The sequence below is a fragment of the Pedobacter sp. AC379 genome (assembly GCF_979258145.1).
In genome coordinates this window covers 898,982-920,748 of sequence record NZ_OZ409839.1, presented here as the reverse complement: position 1 = coordinate 920,748, position 21,767 = coordinate 898,982, and the positions used below count along the sequence as shown (strand labels likewise).

At 39.2% G+C, this 21,767-nt stretch carries 21 protein-coding genes, 4 tRNA genes and 1 riboswitch; of the genes, 8 read left to right on the top strand and 17 right to left on the bottom strand.

Annotation, left to right across the window (positions count from 1 at the left end; all coding sequences use genetic code 11):
- Nucleotides 1-58: 58 nt before the first annotated feature.
- From metF to murQ, 5 genes are all read right to left on the bottom strand, one after another.
- Nucleotides 59-1,012 carry a methylenetetrahydrofolate reductase [NAD(P)H] gene (metF, locus tag ACZZZW_RS04050; protein WP_463492345.1) on the bottom strand — a complete coding sequence of 318 codons (954 nt, stop codon included), beginning with the start codon at nucleotides 1,010-1,012 and terminating at the stop codon, nucleotides 59-61.
- Between the two features lie 73 nt (nucleotides 1,013-1,085).
- On the bottom strand, nucleotides 1,086-4,787 hold the full coding sequence (metH, locus tag ACZZZW_RS04045) for a methionine synthase (protein WP_463492344.1): 3,702 nt from the start codon (nucleotides 4,785-4,787) through the stop codon (nucleotides 1,086-1,088).
- 218 nt (nucleotides 4,788-5,005) lie between these two features.
- A riboswitch (SAM riboswitch) is annotated at nucleotides 5,006-5,110 on the bottom strand.
- 113 nt (nucleotides 5,111-5,223) lie between these two features.
- Nucleotides 5,224-5,967: a Bax inhibitor-1/YccA family protein gene (locus tag ACZZZW_RS04040; RefSeq protein WP_055908879.1), complete on the bottom strand. Its 744-nt coding sequence runs from the start codon at nucleotides 5,965-5,967 to the stop codon at nucleotides 5,224-5,226.
- Nucleotides 5,968-6,005: 38 nt separating this feature from the next.
- Nucleotides 6,006-6,572, bottom strand: a complete 567-nt coding sequence (locus ACZZZW_RS04035) for a hypothetical protein (RefSeq protein ID WP_055908881.1) — start codon at nucleotides 6,570-6,572, stop codon at nucleotides 6,006-6,008.
- 68 nt (nucleotides 6,573-6,640) lie between these two features.
- Complete coding sequence (gene murQ, locus ACZZZW_RS04030; protein WP_055908884.1) at nucleotides 6,641-7,444, bottom strand: N-acetylmuramic acid 6-phosphate etherase; 804 nt, start codon at nucleotides 7,442-7,444, stop codon at nucleotides 6,641-6,643.
- A gap of 190 nt (nucleotides 7,445-7,634) precedes the next feature.
- On the opposite strand from murQ, the gene ACZZZW_RS04025 reads away from it, so the two are divergent.
- The 4 genes from ACZZZW_RS04025 to ACZZZW_RS04010 all read left to right on the top strand — a co-directional run bounded on the left by ACZZZW_RS04025 (nucleotide 7,635) and on the right by ACZZZW_RS04010 (nucleotide 10,630).
- Entirely contained in the window at nucleotides 7,635-9,242 is a 1,608-nt protein-coding gene (locus ACZZZW_RS04025) for a S41 family peptidase (RefSeq protein WP_463492343.1), read from the top strand.
- A 152-nt stretch (nucleotides 9,243-9,394) separates the two neighbouring features.
- Nucleotides 9,395-9,841: a short chain dehydrogenase gene (locus ACZZZW_RS04020; RefSeq protein WP_463492342.1), complete on the top strand. Its 447-nt coding sequence runs from the start codon at nucleotides 9,395-9,397 to the stop codon at nucleotides 9,839-9,841.
- A gap of 2 nt (nucleotides 9,842-9,843) precedes the next feature.
- Entirely contained in the window at nucleotides 9,844-9,990 is a 147-nt protein-coding gene (locus ACZZZW_RS04015; protein WP_463492341.1) for a hypothetical protein, read from the top strand.
- 133 nt (nucleotides 9,991-10,123) lie between these two features.
- Entirely contained in the window at nucleotides 10,124-10,630 is a 507-nt protein-coding gene (locus ACZZZW_RS04010; RefSeq protein WP_463492340.1) for a GNAT family N-acetyltransferase, read from the top strand.
- Nucleotides 10,631-10,774: 144 nt separating this feature from the next.
- Here the strand turns inward: ACZZZW_RS04010 and ACZZZW_RS04005 are convergent, their stop codons facing one another.
- The 4 genes from ACZZZW_RS04005 to era form a co-directional block, all read right to left on the bottom strand.
- On the bottom strand, nucleotides 10,775-11,284 hold the full coding sequence (locus ACZZZW_RS04005) for a GNAT family N-acetyltransferase (protein WP_463492339.1): 510 nt from the start codon (nucleotides 11,282-11,284) through the stop codon (nucleotides 10,775-10,777).
- Nucleotides 11,285-11,567: 283 nt separating this feature from the next.
- Nucleotides 11,568-12,869 carry a ribosome biogenesis GTPase Der gene (gene der / locus ACZZZW_RS04000; protein WP_055908896.1) on the bottom strand — a complete coding sequence of 434 codons (1,302 nt, stop codon included), beginning with the start codon at nucleotides 12,867-12,869 and terminating at the stop codon, nucleotides 11,568-11,570.
- A gap of 156 nt (nucleotides 12,870-13,025) precedes the next feature.
- The gene (locus ACZZZW_RS03995) at nucleotides 13,026-13,532 is read right to left on the bottom strand and encodes a TlpA family protein disulfide reductase (protein ID WP_463492338.1); all 507 of its coding nucleotides are present in this window, start codon (nucleotides 13,530-13,532) and stop codon (nucleotides 13,026-13,028) included.
- 16 nt (nucleotides 13,533-13,548) lie between these two features.
- Nucleotides 13,549-14,445: a GTPase Era gene (era, locus tag ACZZZW_RS03990; protein WP_055908902.1), complete on the bottom strand. Its 897-nt coding sequence runs from the start codon at nucleotides 14,443-14,445 to the stop codon at nucleotides 13,549-13,551.
- A gap of 114 nt (nucleotides 14,446-14,559) precedes the next feature.
- Here era and ACZZZW_RS03985 point away from each other — a divergent pair.
- From ACZZZW_RS03985 to ACZZZW_RS03970, 4 genes are all read left to right on the top strand, one after another.
- A tRNA-Met gene (locus ACZZZW_RS03985) sits at nucleotides 14,560-14,635 on the top strand.
- Between the two features lie 68 nt (nucleotides 14,636-14,703).
- Nucleotides 14,704-14,775, top strand: a tRNA-Glu gene (locus ACZZZW_RS03980).
- A 90-nt stretch (nucleotides 14,776-14,865) separates the two neighbouring features.
- A tRNA-Met gene (locus ACZZZW_RS03975) sits at nucleotides 14,866-14,941 on the top strand.
- A 66-nt stretch (nucleotides 14,942-15,007) separates the two neighbouring features.
- Nucleotides 15,008-15,079: transfer RNA gene (locus tag ACZZZW_RS03970), tRNA-Glu, on the top strand.
- 158 nt (nucleotides 15,080-15,237) lie between these two features.
- Here the strand turns inward: ACZZZW_RS03970 and ACZZZW_RS03965 are convergent.
- The 8 genes from ACZZZW_RS03965 to ACZZZW_RS03930 all read right to left on the bottom strand — a co-directional run bounded on the left by ACZZZW_RS03965 (nucleotide 15,238) and on the right by ACZZZW_RS03930 (nucleotide 21,743).
- Complete coding sequence (locus tag ACZZZW_RS03965; RefSeq protein ID WP_463492337.1) at nucleotides 15,238-16,221, bottom strand: ISAon1 family transposase; 984 nt, start codon at nucleotides 16,219-16,221, stop codon at nucleotides 15,238-15,240.
- Complete coding sequence (locus tag ACZZZW_RS03960) at nucleotides 16,214-16,567, bottom strand: ISAon1 family transposase N-terminal region protein (protein ID WP_463492336.1); 354 nt, start codon at nucleotides 16,565-16,567, stop codon at nucleotides 16,214-16,216. The genes ACZZZW_RS03965 and ACZZZW_RS03960 overlap by 8 nt, the downstream gene beginning before the upstream one ends.
- An 18-nt stretch (nucleotides 16,568-16,585) precedes the next feature.
- Complete coding sequence (locus ACZZZW_RS03955) at nucleotides 16,586-16,906, bottom strand: hypothetical protein (protein ID WP_463492335.1); 321 nt, start codon at nucleotides 16,904-16,906, stop codon at nucleotides 16,586-16,588.
- Nucleotides 16,907-17,220: 314 nt separating this feature from the next.
- Nucleotides 17,221-17,796 (bottom strand): YdeI/OmpD-associated family protein, encoded by a 576-nt coding sequence (locus ACZZZW_RS03950; RefSeq protein WP_463492334.1) that lies wholly within the window; start codon nucleotides 17,794-17,796, stop codon nucleotides 17,221-17,223.
- 12 nt (nucleotides 17,797-17,808) lie between these two features.
- Nucleotides 17,809-18,261: a DUF1569 domain-containing protein gene (locus tag ACZZZW_RS03945; RefSeq protein WP_463492333.1), complete on the bottom strand. Its 453-nt coding sequence runs from the start codon at nucleotides 18,259-18,261 to the stop codon at nucleotides 17,809-17,811.
- Between the two features lie 72 nt (nucleotides 18,262-18,333).
- The gene (locus tag ACZZZW_RS03940) at nucleotides 18,334-19,041 is read right to left on the bottom strand and encodes a helix-turn-helix transcriptional regulator (protein ID WP_463492332.1); all 708 of its coding nucleotides are present in this window, start codon (nucleotides 19,039-19,041) and stop codon (nucleotides 18,334-18,336) included.
- 153 nt (nucleotides 19,042-19,194) lie between these two features.
- On the bottom strand, nucleotides 19,195-20,280 hold the full coding sequence (locus tag ACZZZW_RS03935; protein ID WP_463492331.1) for a Gfo/Idh/MocA family protein: 1,086 nt from the start codon (nucleotides 20,278-20,280) through the stop codon (nucleotides 19,195-19,197).
- Between the two features lie 8 nt (nucleotides 20,281-20,288).
- Nucleotides 20,289-21,743, bottom strand: coding sequence for a Gfo/Idh/MocA family protein (locus ACZZZW_RS03930; protein WP_463492330.1), 1,455 nt, complete (start codon nucleotides 21,741-21,743; stop codon nucleotides 20,289-20,291).
- Between the last annotated feature and the right edge of the window lie 24 nt (nucleotides 21,744-21,767).

Sequence of the window (21,767 nt, the reverse complement as noted above, 5' to 3'; positions counted from 1 at the left end):
CTATTTTTGCCACGGAAACACAAATTACCACGGAATAAGGGATATTATGTAAGTAATATTAAAATATGGCCTTTGCAATTTTTTTGGTCTGCTCAGGGCGGCCCATTGTGTAAAAGTGTAATACCGGTGCGCCAAAATCTATCAATTCTTTACATTGTTTAATCATTGCTTCTGTACCGATCTCTTTTGCCTCATTATTATTTTTGGCATGCGATAATGCATCAGTTAACTCATCGGGTAAATCTATATGAAAAATCTTTGGTAAAACATTTAGCTGTGATAAGGTGCTAATCGGTTTCAAACCAGGTATAATTGGCACATTGATATCATTTTCCCGGCATTTTTTTACGAAATCGAAATACTTTTGGTTATCAAAAAACATCTGGGTTACAATAAATTCTGCTCCTGCTTCTACCTTCTTTTTCAAAAATTTAAAATCGGTACTCATATTGGGTGCTTCGAAGTGTTTTTCGGGATAACCTGCCACGCCGATACAGAAATCACTTTTAAAAGTTTCTACATCTTCGTGCAAAAATTTACCCTCGTTATGGTTTTTAATGTGTTCGATCAAATCTGTCGCATAACAGTGTCCGCCAGGAGTTGGAACGAAATTTCCATCAGCTTTACGGGCATCACCACGCAAAGCCAAAACATTATCTATACCTAAAAACTGTAAATCAATCAGTGCATTTTCGGTTTCTTCTTTGGTAAAGCCACCGCAGATTAGGTGTGGAACGGCATCAACTTTATATTTATGGATTATGGCCGCACAAATAGCAATGGTACCAGGACGCTTACGGTATGATACTTTTTGCAGCAAACCATTTGCCTGTTCTTTATAAATGTAATCCTCACGGAGCGAAGTCACATCAATAAATGGCGGATTAAACTCCAAAAGTGGTTCTATGGCATCGTAAATCCATTGGATGCTCTGCCCTTTTACTGGCGGTAATAATTCAAATGAGAATAAGGTTTTACCCTTTGCGTTTTTTATATGGTCTGTAATCTTCATAGCCTAATCCCGAATAATCGGGACTTTAAGTTTTAATTGTAATACGATTCCTCTCCTCTGTTATGGATTGGAGTTAATAAGCTAAATTCGGACTTAACCACCGCTCCACTTCTTCAATCGGCATGTTTTTCCTGATGGCATAATCCTCTATCTGATCTTTGGTAATTTTTCCTAAACCGAAATATCTTGAATCCGGGTGTGCGAAATAAAATCCACTTACTGCTGCTGTAGGATACATGGCATAACTTTCGGTTAAATGTAATCCGATTTTATTCTCTGCATCAAGCAATTCGAATAAAGTGCCTTTTTCAGTATGTTCCGGACAGGCAGGGTAACCTGGTGCGGGACGGATACCTGCATATTCCTCTTTAATTAATTCCTGATTGCTTAAGTTTTCATCTTGTGCATAACCCCAGTATTCTTTTCGTACACGTTCGTGCATGCGCTCTGCAAAGGCTTCAGCTAAACGATCGGCCAGTGCTTTAGCCATAATGCTGTTATAATCGTCGTAATTGGACTCAAACTCATTTACCAATTCATCAATACCGATACCTGCTGTTACTGCAAAACCACCAAAATAATCCTGAATACCGCTTTCTTTCGGCGCAATAAAATCAGATAAGGCATAATAAGGCTGCCCATCTACTTTTTCTGCCTGCTGGCGTAGGGTGTGGATGGTTACCAGTTTGGAGTTCTCAGTTTTCAGTTCAGAGTCGTTTGACAACTGATCACTTTCAACTCTCAACTCAATATCATCTCCTACTGCATTTGCTGGCCAAAAACCAATTACGGCTCTTGCTGTTAACAGCTTTTCATCGAGAATGCGTTTTAACAAAGTCTGCGCGTCATCGAAAAGCTTTTTCGCTTCATCGCCAACATTTTTATCATCGAAAATTTTTGGATAGCTCCCCCGGAGCTCCCATGTATGAAAAAACGGTGTCCAATCGATATATGGTACCAGTTCTTCTAAAGGATAATTATCGAAAACCCTGGTGCCTGTAAATTCCGGCACCGGCAGGTTGGGTTGAAAATCGATCTTAAATTTATGCTCACGTGCATCTTCAAGTGTTTTAAAACGTTTATCCGATCGTTTATTTAAGTGGGCTTCTCGGGCTTTATCATATTCGGCTCTTATACCAGCAATGTAATCGTCTCTTGTTTCAGGGTTCATCAAAGTGCTGCAAACGGTAACGCTTCTTGAAGCATCCAATACGTGAATGGCAGGCCCCGAATAATTTGGTGCTACTTTTACCGCAGCATGGATTCTTGAAGTTGTAGCTCCTCCGATAATTAATGGAATGGTAAAACCTTCGCGTTCCATTTCTTTGGCAAAGTGAACCATTTCATCTAATGAAGGTGTAATTAATCCGCTTAAACCAATAATATCTGCTTTTATTTCTTTGGCCTTTTTAATGATTTCCTGTGCAGGAACCATCACGCCCATATCTACAATCTCGAAGTTGTTACAAGCCAATACCACACCCACAATATTTTTTCCAATATCATGTACATCACCTTTAACTGTGGCCATTAATACTCTTCCTGCTGATGAATTTTGATCCTGATCGGGATTATCCAATTTCTCTTGTTCGATAAACGGCAATAAGTAGGCTACGGCTTTTTTCATTACCCTTGCTGATTTTACTACCTGGGGAAGGAACATTTTCCCGGCACCAAATAAATCACCTACGATGTTCATTCCATCCATCAATGGCCCTTCGATAACCTGGATTGGGCGGGCATATTTTTGCCTTGCTTCTTCTACATCATCATCCAGGTATTCTACAATTCCTTTTACAAGCGAATGTGATAACCTTTCTTCAACCGGGCCTTTTCTCCACTCTTCGTCTTTAACAACTTCTTTTCCTTTTGATTTTACCGTATCTGCATATTCTACCAATCGCTCTGTAGCATCGTCTCTTCGGTTTAAGAGTACATCTTCTACCCTTTCTAACAATTCAGGTGGAATTTCCTGGTAAACTTCCAACATCCCTGCATTAACGATTCCCATATCTAAACCTGCCTGAATGGCGTGATAAAGAAATGCAGAGTGCATTGCTTCCCGTACGGTGTTATTCCCTCTAAAAGAGAAAGAAATATTGGAAACCCCTCCGCTTACTTTTGCATGAGGAAGGTTCTCTTTAATCCATCGGGTGGCATTTATAAAATCGACAGCATAATTATTATGCTCTTCTAAGCCGGTTGCAACAGTTAAAATATTTGGGTCGAAAATGATATCCTCTGCGGGGAAACCGATTTCGTTTACTAATATATCGTAACTTCTTTTACAGATTTCTTTTCTGCGCTCATAATTATCGGCCTGCCCTTGCTCATCAAATGCCATAACAACTACGGCAGCACCGTATTGCATAATTTTGCGGGCACTTTCGCGAAATTTATCTTCTCCTTCTTTTAGTGAAATGGAGTTTACAATTCCTTTTCCCTGCAAACATTTTAAGCCATTTTCAATAACCGACCATTTGGATGAATCGACCATGATAGGCAATTTGGCAATATCAGGTTCAGAGGCAATGAGGTTTAAGAATTTGGTCATTGCTGCTTCCGAATCCAACATCCCTTCATCCATGTTCACATCAATTACCTGTGCACCACCTTCAACCTGCTGTAAGGCAACGGCCAGAGCGGCTTCGTAATCGCCACCTAAAATCAATTTGGAAAATTTTGGCGATCCGGTGATATTTGTTCTTTCTCCTATATTTACAAAAATGCTTTCTGGAGTGATGGTTACAGGTTCCAATCCGCTTAAACGCATATGTGGTTCAAGTACAGGGATTTTCCGTGGTTCGGCCTTTCTTGCATTTTTGGCAATACAACCAATATGATCTGGCGTGGTACCGCAACAGCCCCCAACAATATTAACAAAGCCTGAAGCAATAAAATCATCTACCAAATGTGCTGTTTCATGCGGCTGCTCATCGTATGCGCCGAACTCATTTGGTAAACCTGCGTTTGGATAGGCTGATACATAGCAACCTGCTTTTGCAGCAAGTTCTTCTATATGCGGACGCATTTCTTTAGCTCCTAAAGCACAGTTAAAACCGATACTTAAAGGTTTTGCATGCATTACAGAGTTTAAAAAAGCTTCGGCAGTTTGACCTGAAAGTGTTCTGCCGGAAGCATCGGTAATGGTACCAGAAATCATAATTTCCAGTTTACGACCAATAACTTCCTCATATTTTTTAATGGCTACAATAGCCACTTTAGCATTTAAGGTATCAAAAATGGTTTCGATTAATAAGACGTCTGAACCTCCATCTACCAAACCACGTACCTGCTCGTAATAAGCTGCTTCGAGTTCATCAAAATAAACCGCTCTAAAACCAGGGTCGTTTACATTCGGCGACATGGAAAGGGTACGGTTGGTTGGGCCTATAGCACCAGCAACGAAACACTTACGGTCTGGATTTGCAGCCATAAATTCATTTACGGCATCTTTTGCCACACGCGCCCCTTCGAAACTCATTTCATAAGAGAGATCTTCCATCTGGTAATCGGCCATAGAAATGCGCTGGGTACTGAACGTATTGGTTTCGATAATATCGGCACCAGCTGCCAAATACTCCAGGTGTATGGTTTTAATAATATCCGGACGTGTAATGTTAAGCAAATCGTTATTGCCTTTTACATCACAGGGATGATTTTTAAATCGCTCGCCTCTAAAATCTTCTTCTGTTAAAGTATATCGCTGAATCATGGTACCCATTGCACCATCAATCACCAAAATACGTTTCTCTAATTCTTCTCTTATGCTCATTCTTGTTGTAAGATTTGAGATATGAGATACGGGATGTCAGAAATCAGATATGAGATATGAGATATGAGGTGTAAGATATATGAAATTGGGTAGACGCTATGTCTCAACTTTCAAATCTACGGTCTCAAATCTATGGTCTCAGATCTATAGTCTCAAATCTATAATCTCAAGTCTCTAAAAGGCTTATTTAAAAAGTTGGTACGTGAATCGTAATCCTAAACTTATCTGGTCCCGAATAATTCAGGATAGAATTTAGCACCTTGTACGGTTACAGGTTGCTAAGACTTCGTTGGGTCTAATCCCTCCGTCTTTCTTAATAAGCATACAAAAATGCAACAAAGCTACATCAATTCCAAAATTTATCGCTTTGCTGCCAAATAAAATTACAAAGGCCATGCAATTCTGCACGGCCTTAAGAATATTGTTTTGTTAATGTCTATTTTCTGCTTCCGAAAATACGGAGTAAGAAAAGGAAGATATTGATGAAATCCAGATACAAATTTAAAGCCGCCATTATTGCCAGTTTTTTAGTATCTGCTTCTGGAATTGCTTCTCCGCTCTCTTGGATTCCCATCCCAATTCTTTTGATTTTCTGCACATCATATGCAGTTAACGCAGTAAATACTGCAATACCTACAAAGGCCATAATCAGGCTAAATTGTTCGCTTTTAATAAACATGTTAAGAATGCTCGCAATAAATAATCCAGCAACACCTACCATTAAGATAGGACCAAACTTACTTAAGTCGATATTAGTAGTATAGCCCATAAAAGCCATAATGCCAAAAATACCAGCAGCAGCTGCAAAACAGGTAATGATTGAGGCTCCCGTATAAATTAAAAGGATAAAGCTCAAACTCACTCCTAATAAAATAGAGAAAAGCACAAAAACGCCTAATAGTGCACCATAAGATAATTTGTTAAAACCCGCGCCCATTAATAAAACTAATCCAAGTGGCGCAAACATGGCTACATAACCTAAAGCTGTTCTTCTACCTGTTTCAAAGTCGATTAACGACCTTAATGCACTCTCACTGTTCGAAATGTAAAAAGCTGAAAGCGTAGATAATAGCAATGCAACGAACATCCATAAGAAAACGTTTGCAAAGAATTTTTTAGAAACAGATTTTTCCTGTACAAAAACACTGTTGTCTTGATATTGATAATTTTGTTGTTCCATTTTAAATTTTGTGTATTTAACTATATAAAAATAAATATTTAGTTCAATCTTTTTGTCAGCAGTTCTTCAACTTTTTTAAAGAATTGTAAGGGCTTTAATGTTCGCCATGGCAGATGGTCAAAAGCACCCCCAAAGTTAATGTAATAATCGATGTTATTATCCCTGAACTCGGTAATTACATGCTCCTGAAAATTGACACCAACAATCCAGCCATCTTCTACTTCCTGAAACCACTCTTCGTAATAACTATCGTCGGATGCATGGAAATTCAATACATTTTCACCGATAAGGATAAATTTATTAATGCCTTCATCCATCATGAGTTCTAAAATATCACGCTTCATTAACATTATATCGTTGTTAATGGCATCGTTCCACTCACCTATAAATTCAATAATGGCGTAACTGCGGTCGTAATCGGCATACAACACTTTCATATAAAGTGTATTGGAACCAAATTCGTCCCATTGCGGGTGCAATAAAAAGTTATATATCTGCTTATCGAAGTAAAGTTCAGAATATTCGGTATTGTAAAATGGCGACCGCTCATCTTCTGCCGAAATATAATCATCTCTCCACTGGTAATAAGGCTCTATCTCGTGCATAATTTTTATTTATTGAATAGATAAATTATTGAATGAGTACAATCATTCAATCTATTTTTCTATCATTTCTAATGTCCTGCTTCTACTGCTTTACGTACACTTCCGTAACGGGTTAACAATTCTGCGGCTTCATCGTAACCAATATTCAGTTCATCGGCAACCATTTGCGTCCCTCTATCCACTAATTTATGATTGGTTAACTGCATATCTACCATTTTATTGCCAACCACACGCCCTAACTGCACCATAACTGTAGTGCTTAACATATTTAATACCAGTTTTTGCGCCGTGCCGGATTTCATTCGTGTAGATCCGGTTACGAATTCTGGTCCAACCACTACTTCTACCGGAAAATCAGATTCTGCTGCAATAGGTCCGCCAGTATTACATACAATACATCCGGTTAATATGCCATGTTTGCGGGCAGTATTTAAACCCCCAATTACATATGGTGTAGTACCTGATGCAGCCAAACCCACCAGGCAATCTTTCTCATTAATATTGAATTCCTGCAAATCTTTCCAGGCTTGCTCGGCATCATCTTCAGCAAATTCTACAGCTTTCCTGATGGCGGTATCGCCACCGGCAATAATGCCCACAACCCAATCAAATGGAACGCCATAAGTAGGTGGACATTCGGATGCATCTACCACCCCCAAACGGCCGCTGGTACCTGCGCCTATATAAAAAAGACGACCACCTTTTTTCATCCGCTCGGCAACTGCCGATGTTAGTTTTTCGATCTGAGGCAAAGATTTTTCTACTGCAAATGCAACTGTTTTATCTTCGTTATTAATGCCCTGCAGAACTTCTAACACCGACATCTGATCGATGTGGTTATAATTAGATTCTTGCTCGGTAACTCTGTTCATAAATTTAATTTTGATAAAATTCGGTAAATTCTTTTTAAAAACTGCCTTAAAAATCCAAAAATATGCGCTATAAATTTCAATATATACCCAGGTTGGGTTAATTTATGTTAATTATTATAAACAAAAGACACTAAAAAGCAGTTAAAAAATATATCAACCCGCTTATTTTCATAAATTTGCAGTAACGCCGATGAAAAAAAATACCCGTAACAACATGTTGATTGCTTTGAGCTATTCTGTTATTTTAATAGCAGGCATGTTTTTGGGCATAAAATTTATTAAAGATCAAGGTTTTGGCGTAAAAAAAAGTCCTCAGCTTGCCAGCAACAGCGATGAAAAATTAAATGAGATTTTACACATCATCAACGGAAATTATGTTGATGACATCAATACAGATTCGCTTCAAAATTTACCGATAGATAGTGTTTTACACCAACTCGATCCGCATAGTGTTTACCTGCCACCAACCGATGCGCAGGATATGACAGATAACCTTGAAGGAAACTTTGAAGGGGTAGGTATAGAGTATTATATGCTGAATGATACCATGATGGTTACCGGAGTGGTAAAAGATGGCCCTGCTTACCAGGCAGGCATAAAACTGGGGGATAAAATTTTAAGTATTGATTCTACCACAGTAAGTGGAAGAAATTTACCAAAAGACCAACTTACCGGCCGGTTTAAAGGCAGGTCGGGCACAGGAGTTAGCGTGGTTCTTTTACATCCTGGTGCACCACAAACCAACCGGATTATGGTTACCCGTGGCAAAGTAAATATTAGTAGTATTGATGCGGCTTACATGATCAACAATGAAACCGGTTATGTAAGAATAAGTAAATTTGGTGCCAATACAGACAATGATTTCTCTGTTGCTGCAAATAACCTGAAAGCAAAGGGAATGAAGAAGCTCATCCTCGATCTCCGGGATAATGGTGGTGGTTATTTTACCGCTGCAACTGGCCTTGCAGATCAGTTTTTGGCTGAGAATAAACTTATCGTGTATACGCAGGGAAAACATGAACCACGAACCGATTATTTTTCTACAGGAACTGGTGCTTTTCAAAATGGCAAGCTGGCGGTATTAATTAATGAAAATACAGCTTCGGCCAGTGAAATTGTAGCCGGGGCAATTCAGGATTTAGGTCGCGGAATTATTGTTGGCCGCCGATCTTTTGGTAAAGGATTGGTACAGGAGCAATTTGCCTTTGGCGATGGCTCTGCGCTGAATTTAACCATCGCCAGGTATTATACTCCATCGGGCCGTAGCATTCAGAAATCTTACAAAAAAGGTTATGATGCCTATAAACACGAACTTGATGAACGCATGATGGATGGGGAATTAACTGGCGACCGTACTTCTTTTCAGGATTCGATTGAAAAAACTGAAGGTGTAAATATCCAGCCTACAAAAAAAGTTAAACCTTTGGGGGGCATCCAGCCCGATATTTTTGTAAAATTGGACACCACCGGCTATAATAAATTTTACAGCACTCTGGTGAGTAAAAAAGTACTTTCTGATTACGTTTTTAATGTACTCACCGCAAAATACAGTGCCTCATTTGTGGAGCAGAATATCAATATCTTCACTATAAACGATAACGACTTTAAAGATTTTATAGGATTTTTACAACGTAAAAATGTACAAATAGATCGATTTCAGTTATACAATTCAAAAACGATTATCCTTAATGATTTAAAGGCTTTACTTTGCCGCTATTATTTGGGTGATGTGGGGTATTACAAAGCCGCAAACCAAACCGATAATGCGGTAAGGCAGGCACTTCTTAACCTTCAATAAAGTCTACATTCCTTTAGATTATTTAATTAGATGGCTCCTCAAATTCTGGTAGCTACAATTGTATTGAATACCTCCTTGCAACACAAACATTTCAAGCTGATTGATGTTTAATACCGATGCTGAATAAGTGTTTTTAAATTAAATCAATTAACATGAAAATAGTAATTATTGGCGCAACAGGTACGCTCGGTAAAAAGGTGGCTGAAGCATTTGCGCAAAAGCATGAAGTAATCCGTGTGGGAAATACTTCTGGTGATGTTCAGGTAGATATTACGGATGAAACATCTATAAAAGCCATGTTTGAAAAGATTGGCGAGTTTGATGCCTTAATTAGCACCAGCGGAAAAGCACCATTTGCACCTTTAAACCAAATGACGGGGGAAGTATTTAAAAGCGGATTGCTGGATAAGTTATTAGGGCAGGTTAATTTGGTACTTATCGGCCAGCATTACATTAGCAAGGGTGGTTCTTTTAGTTTAATATCGGGAATATTGTCTGATCATCCTGTTGCGGCAGGTGCTGCCCTAAGCACAGTTAACGGAGGTTTAAATGCTTTCGTTATGCAGCAGCACCCGAACTTGATAATGGCATTCGCTTAAACGTGATCAGTCCAAATGTGGTTGAAGATTCACCTGCCTATTTTGATTCGTTCCCGGGAGAGATTCCGGTAACGATGGATAAAGTGGTTAAGGCTTTTGAGAAAAGTGTTTTTGGAATTGTTAGCGGCCAGGTAATAAAAGTATTCTAATTATAGAAAAACATTGATTCACGGTCTCTGATTGAGATAAATTTTGTTTTTTATAGAATTCACCAAAACTCATGCTGTTTTTATTGTTATTAAAAATCCATAGCATATATTGGTCTGTTTAATACTCTCGAAAATGATAGAAACTGAACGCCTCATTTTAAAGCCTTTAACACACGATCAACTTTTAAAATACATTAAAGACGATCATTCGCTGGAAAAAGAATTCGACCTTTTACCAACCAAAAAAAATATTTCCCCCTCTTTGCAGTCTGCTCTTGAACAAACGATTTTACCTCATGTTTTTGATAAGGATAAAGACTATTTATACCACACACTTTGGACAATCATTTCCAAACCCGACCGAAGAATGATTGGTGAAATTAGTTTTGTTGGTGAACCTGATGCGAACGGTGAAATTGAAATTGGTTACGGTACTTATGAAGAATTTAGGGGCAAAGGATTTATGACGGAGGCAGTAGGCAGATTAATTGAGTGGGCAAAAGCGCAACCAAAGGTAAAATCTGTTTTCGCGGCCACTACAAAAGATAATGTGGCATCCTATTCTATATTGGAAAAGAATAACTTTAAACATATTGGCGAAGTAGATGATATGTTGAGCTGGAAGATTGATTTGAAGTAAGTTTTACCGACACGAATTAAAAATATGTCTGAATAGAATCTATGTAGTTACCGTCATCCTGAATTTATTTCAGGATCTATCCAACAAGGTTATTTTTTACATGAAAGATGCTGAAACAAGTTCAGCATGACGACCGTTTTATAATTACAGCAGAATCTCAAATAAACTCAAACTAATGCCTTCGTAATGCTTAGGTAAACCATCTGTTTGTTCCATTGTTACAACGCCAACATAATTGAAACCCGATCCGGTGTAATATTCGAGCAGTTTTTCATTATCGGCCCAGGTATCCATCCTGATAAATTTTATGCTATTCTGGAGAGCGTAAACTTTTGCCCATTTGATAATTTCCTTAACAAAAGCATAACCCCGAAATTCGGGATGTGTAACTATACGGTGGATATAAATGGCATCTTGGTCGCGATCGCCCCAAATTAACTTATCATTAAAAGTAACAGCAAAAACACAGGCTACAATGCCATCAACCAATATTTTATATTGGCGGCTCTCATCAATTTCATTTTGGACCATCTCTCTACTGAAGCCCTGCCAATGTTTATTGAATACTTTTTTTTGATGGGCTACAGCCATATCATAAAACTCGAAAATGGTATCGATATCGCTTGAAAGACTATTTTGAACTTGGATTTGCATTTGCCAAAGTTACCGATAAATTACAGATTGTGGCTATCGCCCGTCATTCCCCCGCGGATGGGAATCTTAAAGGTTAGTGCATTTAGATTCCCAATCAACCCGATAGCTATCGGGTTGGGAATGACGACCTCTCTATAAATGCCGCTTCAGTCCAAATGTTCCGTAAATGCTTATTCAGAATGACAAAAACAAAACAGGGCCGCTTCCGCTATGGAATGCAGCCCTGTTTTAATAATATTTCTTGGTATTTTCTCCTTAAGATATGTACCTTGAAGCCCCTAACCTATTTCTGTCTGAAATAAATTTGGATAGGTGCCCCAGAGAAATCGAAGTTTTCTCTTAATTTATTTTCAATAAAACGTTTATATGGATCTTTAATGTACTGTGGCAAGTTGCAGAAAAAGGCAAACATTGGCGAAGTGGCATTAATTTGCGTGATGTATTTAATTTTAATGTGTTTTCCTTTTAGTGCCGGTGGTGGAAATTTCTCGATCAACGGCAACATTACATCATTTAATTTAGATGTAGGAATTTTCTTACTGCGGTTTTTATAAACTTCTAAAGCGGCTTCAATTGCTTTGAAAATACGTTGTTTGTTTAATACAGAAGTAAAAATAATTGGCACATCAGTAAAAGGACGGATGCGTTCGTGAATCTGGTCTTCGAAAGCTTTCATGGTTTGGGTATTTTTTTCGATCAAATCCCATTTGTTTACCAAAATTACAATCCCTTTTTTGTTTTTTTCTGCCAAATGGAAGATATTTATATCCTGACTTTCGATTCCTTCAACAGCATCAATCATCAATACCACAACATCAGCTTCTTCTAAAGCTTTGATGGTACGCATTACCGAATAAAACTCTAAGTTCTCTTTAACCTTCGTTTTCTTACGTAATCCGGCAGTATCAATTAACATAAACTCATGTCCGAATTGATTGTAATGAATTTTAATCGAATCGCGGGTGGTACCTGCATTAGCAGTAACGATGTTACGCTCTTTACCGATCAATGCATTTACCAAAGAGGATTTACCTACATTAGGCCTGCCTGCTATGGTAATCTTAGGCAACTGATTTTCTTCTTCAGGAATATCTTCGAAGTTTTTAACAATCTCGTCCAGCAATTCTCCTGTTCCAGAACCCGTCATTGATGATAATGGGTATACTTCTCCTAATCCGAAACCATAAAAAGTATGGATTTCATTATATAAAGCAGTATTATCTACTTTATTGGCACAAACATAAACAGGCTTATTACTTCTGCGCAATACCTGGGCAATGTCATCATCAAGATCGGTTATGCCTGTAGTTACATCCACCATAAAAACCAGCACACTGGCTTCTTCAATGGCAATCATTACCTGCTCACGAATGGCTGCTTCATAAACATCTTCTGAGTTGGCAACATAACCACCGGTATCAATTACGGTAAATTGTCTGTTCGTCCATTCGCCCACTCCATAATGCCTGTCGCGGGTTACACCGCTCATGTCATCAACAATGGCCTTACGGCTTTCAGTTAGTCTGTTAAAAAGGGTACTCTTGCCTACGTTTGGCCTGCCTACGATGGCTATAATATTACTCATGGGTGTTCTATTGATAGTTAATGGCTTATAGTTAACGGTCGTGGTGTTTGGGCAAGCTGCTCAAAACTATTTGGCTATCAGCCATTGACTATCAACTACTAACCGATTTATTTCGGGCTGCAAAGGTACGCTTAATTTTCGTAACCTCCATTAATATTAATTTTTATACTTATCTAAAAGTCCTTTTATTACTTCTTCGGTCAATTGGTTTCCTTGCAACAATGGAAAGCCCTCCCACCTTACAATTCCTTTCGGATCGATTAGAATGGCATGCGGAATACCTTTTACTTCAATTAAATTTTTCACTGTTCCTTTGGTATCAATGGCTTCAAAATAATTGATCTTTGGGTTGTTAAAAGCTTCTACTTTTTCTACAGTTTCATCAGAAACACCAATAATTACCAATTTATCAGCATATTTTTTCTGAATATCGTTCAAAGTAGGAATGTACGCCCTACACGGGCCACACCAGGTTGCCCAAAAATCAATCAGTACGAATTTACCTTTGGTATCTGGCTTTTGTGAGATCCATTTCTCCACCACAAGTTCTGGTGCTTTTTCATTGAGGATGGATTTTGCCCACAATTTTTTCCCATTATTCGATTCCTGGGCGAAAACTGTTGTACAGATTAGTAGTAAGAGAAACGTTAAATTTTTTTTCATACAATAAAAATCGAAATTAATTGTCGTAACCAAAGCTTTTTAAGTAATTCTTTTTGCTTCTCCAATCTGGAATTACTTTGACAAACATTTCCAGGAAAACCTTGGTATCCAAAAACTTTTCAATTTCTAAACGCGCTTCGGTACCTACTTTCTTTAACATACTACCGCCTGTGCCTATCAAAATGTTTTTCTGCGAATCGCGTTCTACCACAATTTCTGCAGTAATCCTCACCATTGCACCTTTGCCATTTTTCATTTCCTCTTCCTTAAAGCTTTTCACAATTACCTCGGTACTGTAGGGAATTTCTTTCTGATAATTAAGGAAGATTTTTTCGCGAATGATTTCTGAAACAAAGAAACGTTCTGAACGATCTGTCAAATCTTCTTTGTCGTAATATGGTGGATGTTCTGGCAACATTTCCAGCATACGGTCCAATAATCCGTCGACATTGTGTTTATGTAAAGCAGAAATTGCATAAATCGCAACCGGATTTAGCTTCTCCTGCCAGTAAGCAATTTTCTCTTCTACCTTTTCCTGCTCTGCTTTATCAATCTTATTAATGAGTACAATTGTTGGGATATTGCGGTTCAGAATTTTCTCCAGAACATCTTCTTCATCATGCTCTTCATTAATGTCGGTTACGAACAAAAGTACGTCGGCATCGGTCAAAGATCCGTTCACAAAGCTCATCATACTCTCTTGTAAACTGTATTTTGGCTTGATTATACCGGGTGTATCAGAGAAAACAATCTGATATTCTTCTTCATTTACGATCCCTAAAATGCGGTGCCTTGTGGTTTGTGCCTTAGGAGTTATAATGCTAAGTCGCTCGCCTACAAGCACATTCATGAGGGTAGATTTACCTACATTTGGTTTACCTATTATACTAACAAAACCTGCTTTATGCGCCATTAAAATATTTTTTAAAAAAAATTTGCAGCACAAAGAAACGAATTATATCTTTGCATTCCAATTCGGAAACAGAGTTAAGGATTTAATTCAAACAAAAAAACGAGTTGTATAGAGTGCGGGGTGGAGCAGTTGGTAGCTCGTCGGGCTCATAACCCGAAGGTCGCACGTTCGAGTCGTGTCCCCGCTACCAATTCAGTTGGTAGTGCTCAATTGGCAGTTTTAATTGCAAATTGAAAACTAAAGATTAAAACTGAAAATGGCCCGTTCGTCTAGGGGTGAGGACGCCAGATTTTCATTCTGGAAACAGGGGTTCGATTCCCCTACGGGCTACGAAACCGCAGCAAATGCCACGCGGTTTTTTTTATCAGTTTCAATACTGCAAAATTGGAGGTTGGTATTACCTTTTAAAATACATGAGAGTGCGGGGTGGAGCAGTTGGTAGCTCGTCGGGCTCATAACCCGAAGGTCGCACGTTCGAGTCGTGTCCCCGCTACCAATTCAGTTGGTGGTTCTCAATTGGCAGTTATTGCAAATTGAAGACTCAAATTATAAAACTGAAAATGGCCCGTTCGTCTAGGGGTGAGGACGCCAGATTTTCATTCTGGAAACAGGGGTTCGATTCCCCTACGGGCTACAATCCCGCTTTACGATAAGTAGAGCGGGATTTTTGCTTTTAAACTGTTTTAAATTGAGAAAGTTTTTGGATCAAGTGGGGAATATATTTTAGATAATGACAATTTTATACATCATTGTTTTTTATGGATCAAGCGGAAAAGTTGGGGGAGTTAAACTCTAGGCATATATTTTCGATAATCTGAATAAGAAAAACTTAATATCCCTTACACCTCTCGATGTTGCTCTAAAGGCTTTGATCTTTGCATTGAAAGATTCTGCAGAAGCATTTGTAGCCCTGTTAATAAAGAAGTTAAGGATATACAGGTAATGCGATTGAATTGATCTGGCAACAGTCCTAAAGGAATCAATTCCGCATGCTTCGACCTCATTATACCAGATTGCCAATCTTTTAAAGGCCTGTTCCTTACTTTTGCACAACCTGAATATATCTCCCAATTTTTGGGCAATATTATATGCATTCTTTAATTTGGGATACCTTATGAAAAGTAGCTCTGCTCTAAGTTCTTGATTCCGTGTCCATTTTGAGGGGTGTTTAAACAAAAGATACCTGCTCCGCGCCAGCAATTGCTTTAAAGTATCTCCATTAGCCAACACTTCTGGATGGTAAGCAGTTTTGTTCTTTTTTGCCGTTGCGATATCCTCATTTTCTGCATCGATAGCCTCCCAACGATACTTTATCCTAACTTCCTGAACTGCATCATAAGCCAATTTCTGAACATGGAAACGATCAATTACCCGATGCGCGTTTACAAAACATCGTTTTATGGCCAATTGCATGTTGGCAGCCATATCCATGGTTACTTCCCGCACCCGTTTTCTCAGTCTTTCCGGAATCTTTTTCAGTACAGATATAATGTTTTCGGCCACCGTACCCTTGATCATCGCTACAATAGCACTCTTTCTACCTTTGGCTTCCTTATTGGTTACAATAGTATAAAGCTCTCCATTGGATAAAGCTGTTTCATCAATACTGAGCCTGGGGCTCACATTCTTTACAAAAAGCATCCAATCATTCGCATGCCCTTTCTGATCCCAACTATTATAATCACTGATATGCTCTTTATATTGCTCCTGGAGTTGTTTGCCGTCTATTTGGAAATAATGCCCTAAATGATAGCAGCTAATGGGGTGGTTATCCAAATATTCCTTTTAAAAAAAGACCGAATTCCGTAGTCATCCGAGTCCCTTTTCTTACTAAATCCCAATCTCTACTAATGATATACCCAGTCTTTTTTACCGTCCATCTACGTCTCTTGATACGTAAGGCAACTTTTTGCCCACGAATAGGAAAATCCTGAATGGAAACTTCTGGAAGAAAGCCCTTTGATTCGAGCTCAGTTATCCCGTAACCGGAGGGAGCTACATTCTTCTCTTCAAGAAAGATCTGAAGCTCTTTCGACTCTTTTTCGACTTTGAGTATTGCGAAATAATCCAGAATGCCTTCTGGTAATAAAAAACTGATAAGGGTGTGTTCGGCTGGATTCAAGGGAATTTGTAATTACTATTAACTACAAAAGAAACAAATTATTCGATTACCCCCAACTTTTCCGCTTGATCCTTTTTTATACTTTATCCATATAAAATTAAATCCTACAATAAATATCACTAACACCAACATATCCAATAGAAAATTACTGGTATTAAAGCCAATATGGGCCAACCCAATATCAGAGGGATCTATTTTGCCATAAGTGTATTTGTTAAACGCTAAAGGAAATCCGATTAAGGTAAAACCGTCTGATTCAGCTTCGTATGTTGAGTATAAAAGAGTTATTACGATAAAAACTGCAATAGCTAACAAAGTTGGTTTAATATATATCCTCATCTACCTAAATTTAATCTGCCAAACTTGTAATTTGCAATAATTACATTATTTATTAGTATTTGAATATCATAAAAATATCTGTTTCTCAACCAAAAAAATAGCGATGGTGTATAATTGCTAACAGATCAGAATTTCTCAGACAATTTATCAACTAAATATTTCAGTTCTTAAATAAATGAATAGCGAATTTCTCCCTACGGGCTACGATCCCGCTTTACGATAAGTAGAGCGGGATTTTTGCTTTTAAAACAGAACCTGTAAACCATCTACTAAAGGACGAGTACTCAAATAAAATCACCAATTTACTATCTTAATCAAAACTGTTTTGGTTTGAGCTTTTGGCCTGCCAGTATTGCAATTTCATTAATTCTTTTTTGCCTGGTTTCAGGTTTTTTAGCAAGTACGAGCCAGTGCAGGATGCTTTTTTGAACAGATTTACTCAAACTTAAGAAAAAAGGTTTCGATCCGCGTTGCACCTTAAAGGCTGCCGATAAATCTTTCGGGATTTTCAGCTCTTCAACTCCATCCAAAATTATCCAGGAGCCATTCTGTTTTGCTTTTTCGATACTGTTAAACCCTGCCTGAGTCATTAATCCCTCATTAATCAAACGTTCAACTTTCGCTTTGTTTATTTTCGACCATGCACTATTTGGTTTCCGTTTACAAAAGAACTGCATAAAGGTGAGGTCATCTATCGGCCTTGCGGTACTATCAATCCAGCCAAAGCAAAGTGCTTCATCTACTGCCTGGCTCCAGGATATAGATGGCACATTGGATTTTATTTTGTAGTAAACAAGCCAAACGGATTGTTTTGCTGTATGGTTTTCTATTAACCATTTCCTCCAATCTGCCTGACTGGCCGGACAAAAAGTTTCAATATCTTTTTCCATATTCATTGCTAATTAATTTCCGAATTGACGCAAATGATGATCAAAATGTTTCCACTGCATCAGTGCCCATTCTTCGGGGGTTAGCGGACCGAAAAATGCCTGAGGATGTTTGGTACATATGGTCGGACCTCCTGCAGAAAATGTCTTGATCTGTTCAATAACCTTTGCTTTTTCAGTTTCAAAATCGGGATTGCCTTTTATGATATAACTTTTATCAGTTGCACTATTTTTAGGGAAAGGCACTTCACTAAAAAATTTTGTCTTCAATAGTTTACCGAACAAGCGGCCAACAAAACCTAATCTTGCTGGGTTATGCAGGCCCATGGCCGTTTCTAGCGATGCATTGCAGTGTGCAAGCATTTGATTTACGTTCATTTTGCCCCATTGTTTTTGTGCAGCAGGTGTAAGTTTTTCGATCCGCGCTAAAATGGCTATGGTATCAGATGGGTTGAAAAGGTTGTTCATGTTCATTAATTTTGTTTATACTGCAAAACTAATGCGGGCGATTGACAGCCCTATGTCAGGGGTATATGCCTGTTAATGATTTTTATCGAAATATTCCTGCAAAGTCATTTTATGGGGGCTGAATTTCTCAGCAAGCATCTCCAGTTTCTTGATGCGATCTAACCGGAAGAACCTAAATTCAAGCCTTAAACGGCACCAAGCTACCATCAACCAATTTTCTTGCGTACTCAAGAGTGCAAAAGGTTCGATCAAGCGGCTGCTGGTTTGGTTGGCTTCATTGGTATAATCTATCCGGGTAAGGTAGAAATTGGTGAGTGCAAATTGTAAATCAGACAGGTTATTACTGTTGCGTTCGTTATTAAAATTTTGAGTAAAGCGGGTACGTTCAGCCAAAAGATTCACATTATCCTTTACCTGATGCCCCAAAACAGCTTTAATTTTATCGATGGCTTCTAGGTAATCTTTAATAAAAGAAGCGTCCTTATTTTTAAGCACCAATTGCTCGGCCAAAATCAAGGCATTTGCCTGGCTTTCGGTAAACATTACCGGGGGTATTTTATAACCTTCCATCAACCGGTAGCCTTTCCCCTCTTCGGTGTAAACAGGAACACCAGCCTGCTCCAGTGCTTTAATGTCGCGATATATTGTTCTAATGCTAACCGAAAAGCGTTTGGCCAGCTCTGGTGCGGTCAAAAGTCGCTTCGTTTGCAATTGCGTTAAAATTGCGGTAAGCCGTGATAGCCTGGTGGTATCGTTATCGTTCATGTTCCTGATTTTCATTTAGATTAACGAAGTTCTTCCATAACGTAATCCCATTTCTGACTTCGTAAGTCAATGATACAAAAAACCAGGCTTTTTTGACTCAAGCACCACATGATAGATGTTGAAACAAACTTAGCAGAACGATCAAGAAAATAAAAATGACGCGAAAAATTATGATAACCGGATCATTTCACCTGTTTTTACCGATTCATCGCAGGCAAAGGCAATCCTTAAACTGTTCACGGCATCATCAGTTGCATCAATTAAAACAAGATCTTCGGTTATGGCCTTTAAAAAATAACGTTGTTCGCGGTTACAAAGTTCCTGGTGATCGGGCTCATCGGTAAGGTCTATCCATTCATCAGCTTTGCTAAACTCATCCTCGGCATTTAAATCAGCATGGTGTACCTTAATTGATTCTGTTTTGGTATGTGCATCTATGTTATCAGAGTTTCCAGCTGCTCCTGCTTTTTTTGCCATTATGGATACTGATCCCCTGGGGCCGAAAACATCTTTAATAAAAAAAGCATTGTCGCTTACCATCGGGCCCCAGCCTGCTTCATACCAGCCGATAGATCCATCCTCGAAACGGATCTGCAACTGCCCGTAATTGTAATTCCATTCGGGAATATCGTCTGTTAGCCTTGCACCAATGGCACTTACCTGTATGGGTTTAGACCGCGTCATCTGGCACATAATATCAATATAATGAACGGCACAATCTACAATCGGGCTTAAGCTTTTCATCAGGTTGCGGTGCACCGTCCATTTTGGTCCATGGCTTTGTTGGTTCAGGTTCATGCGCATTACCAGGGGTTTTCCCATTTCCTGGGTCAACTGTGTAAATTTTTCCCATGATGGGTGATAGCGCAGAATATACCCGACCAATAATTTTTTACCGGCCTTTTTCGCGGCCTCTGCCACTTTAATTGCGCCTTCAACGCTATCGGCTAAGGGTTTTTCGATAAATACATGGCAACCACTTTCGAAGGATTTGATTGCATAGGCTTCGTGGGTATCGGGGTAGGTAGAAATGCAAACGGCATCTGGCCTGGTAGTGGCGAGTGCTTCATAAAAATCAGTATAAAGCTCATATTGACCGCCCAATTTTTGGTTGAGAATTTCTTTACTTTTTCCGGTTGATACAAGGCCGCATATTTCAAAACCTGGCAATGTATGGTAGGCAGTTGCATGTGATGCACCCATGTTACCGCAGCCCACTACTAAAACTTTTAAGTTTTTATTTTCTTTTAACATAATCAATCCTAAACACCTAATGACCAACCTTTACGGTATTCGCGTTTCACAAACTGGTTTACTTCATCAAAATTGGTAACTTTCATATTTACCTTATCCCAAAGCATTTTAATATCCCTACCAGGGTAACTGATTTTGCCTGCCGTATCCCTTCGCTGCACATCGGTTCCCCTGATGGCGAGGTTAGCAATAAGCAAGGTTTCGGTAAGCGGACCGGCAGTTTCAAATGGCGAACTGAGCTGCATTTTGCCGTATCCGGCAATTGCTGCTTCGGCAAACTGTGTATAATGGCCTTCTTCCTGGTTTATGATACGTGGAATGGTAATTTTGGTTTTATCTGATTCGTTGCGCGACAGCGGCAATAACCTTGGGTTTTTGCCATAGGTTTCGCAAATCATTTTTCCTTTCGTACCGATAAAAAGCACACCGTTATCGCCGAAACTTTCATTTGCACCCAGTTCTTCCGGACGTTCGGGTTTAATGCCTCCATCCATCCAATGCACCTGCACTTCGTGTTTGGTTTTTGGTGTTTTGGCGAAAGTTAAAATAACATGGCTCGATGGCGGGCAGCTTTCTGGCAGATAGGCCCGTTTAAATTCATCCACATAAACACTGCCCACACTGCATTCTACACTGATCGGTGTATCCAACTCCAACACTCTGAAAGGTGGTTCTACCAGGTGGCAGCCCATATCGCCGATGGCCCCGGTGCCGTAATCCCACCAACCCCTCCAATTAAACGGAACAAGTTTATTGATATAATCTTTATATGGTGCACTGCCTAGCCAAAGGTCCCAATCCAGTTCTTTCGGCACCTCTTCTTTTGCTGTTGGCCACGAAATGCCCTGGGGCCATACCGGCCTGTTCGTCCAGCAGTAAACCGTGTGTACTTTCCCTATTCTACCTGCATCATACCATTCTTGGAGTCTTCTTACTCCATCGCCCGATGCACCCTGGTTACCCATCTGTGTAACTACCTTGTAGCGTTTTGCTGCTTCAGTGAGCATCCGGGCCTCATAAATATCGTGTGTAAGGGGCTTTTGTACATATACATGTTTGCCCAGCTGCATGGCCGCCATGGCTATTTGTGCATGGGTATGATCGGGAGTAGATACGGTAACGGCATCAATATTTTTGCCCTCTTTATCCAGTAACTCACGGTAATCTTTATAATATTTTGCCTTAGGGAAATTTTTAAGGGAGTTTGCAGCCCTTCTATCGTCTACATCGCATAAAAAAGCGACATCTGTTTTACCACCTCTTACAATACTGGCAATATCGCCCTCTCCTTTTCCACCTGCACCAATACCAGCCAATTGCAGGCGATCGCTGGGGGCCAAAAACCCCGGCCCACCCAATACATGGCGGGGTACAATCATAAATCCGGCTGCTGCAAGTGCCGTTGTTTTAATAAAGTTTCTTCTCGAATTTTCGGTTTTCGAATTTGCCTTATCTTCTGTCATTATTCAGGGATATTATAATGCTAA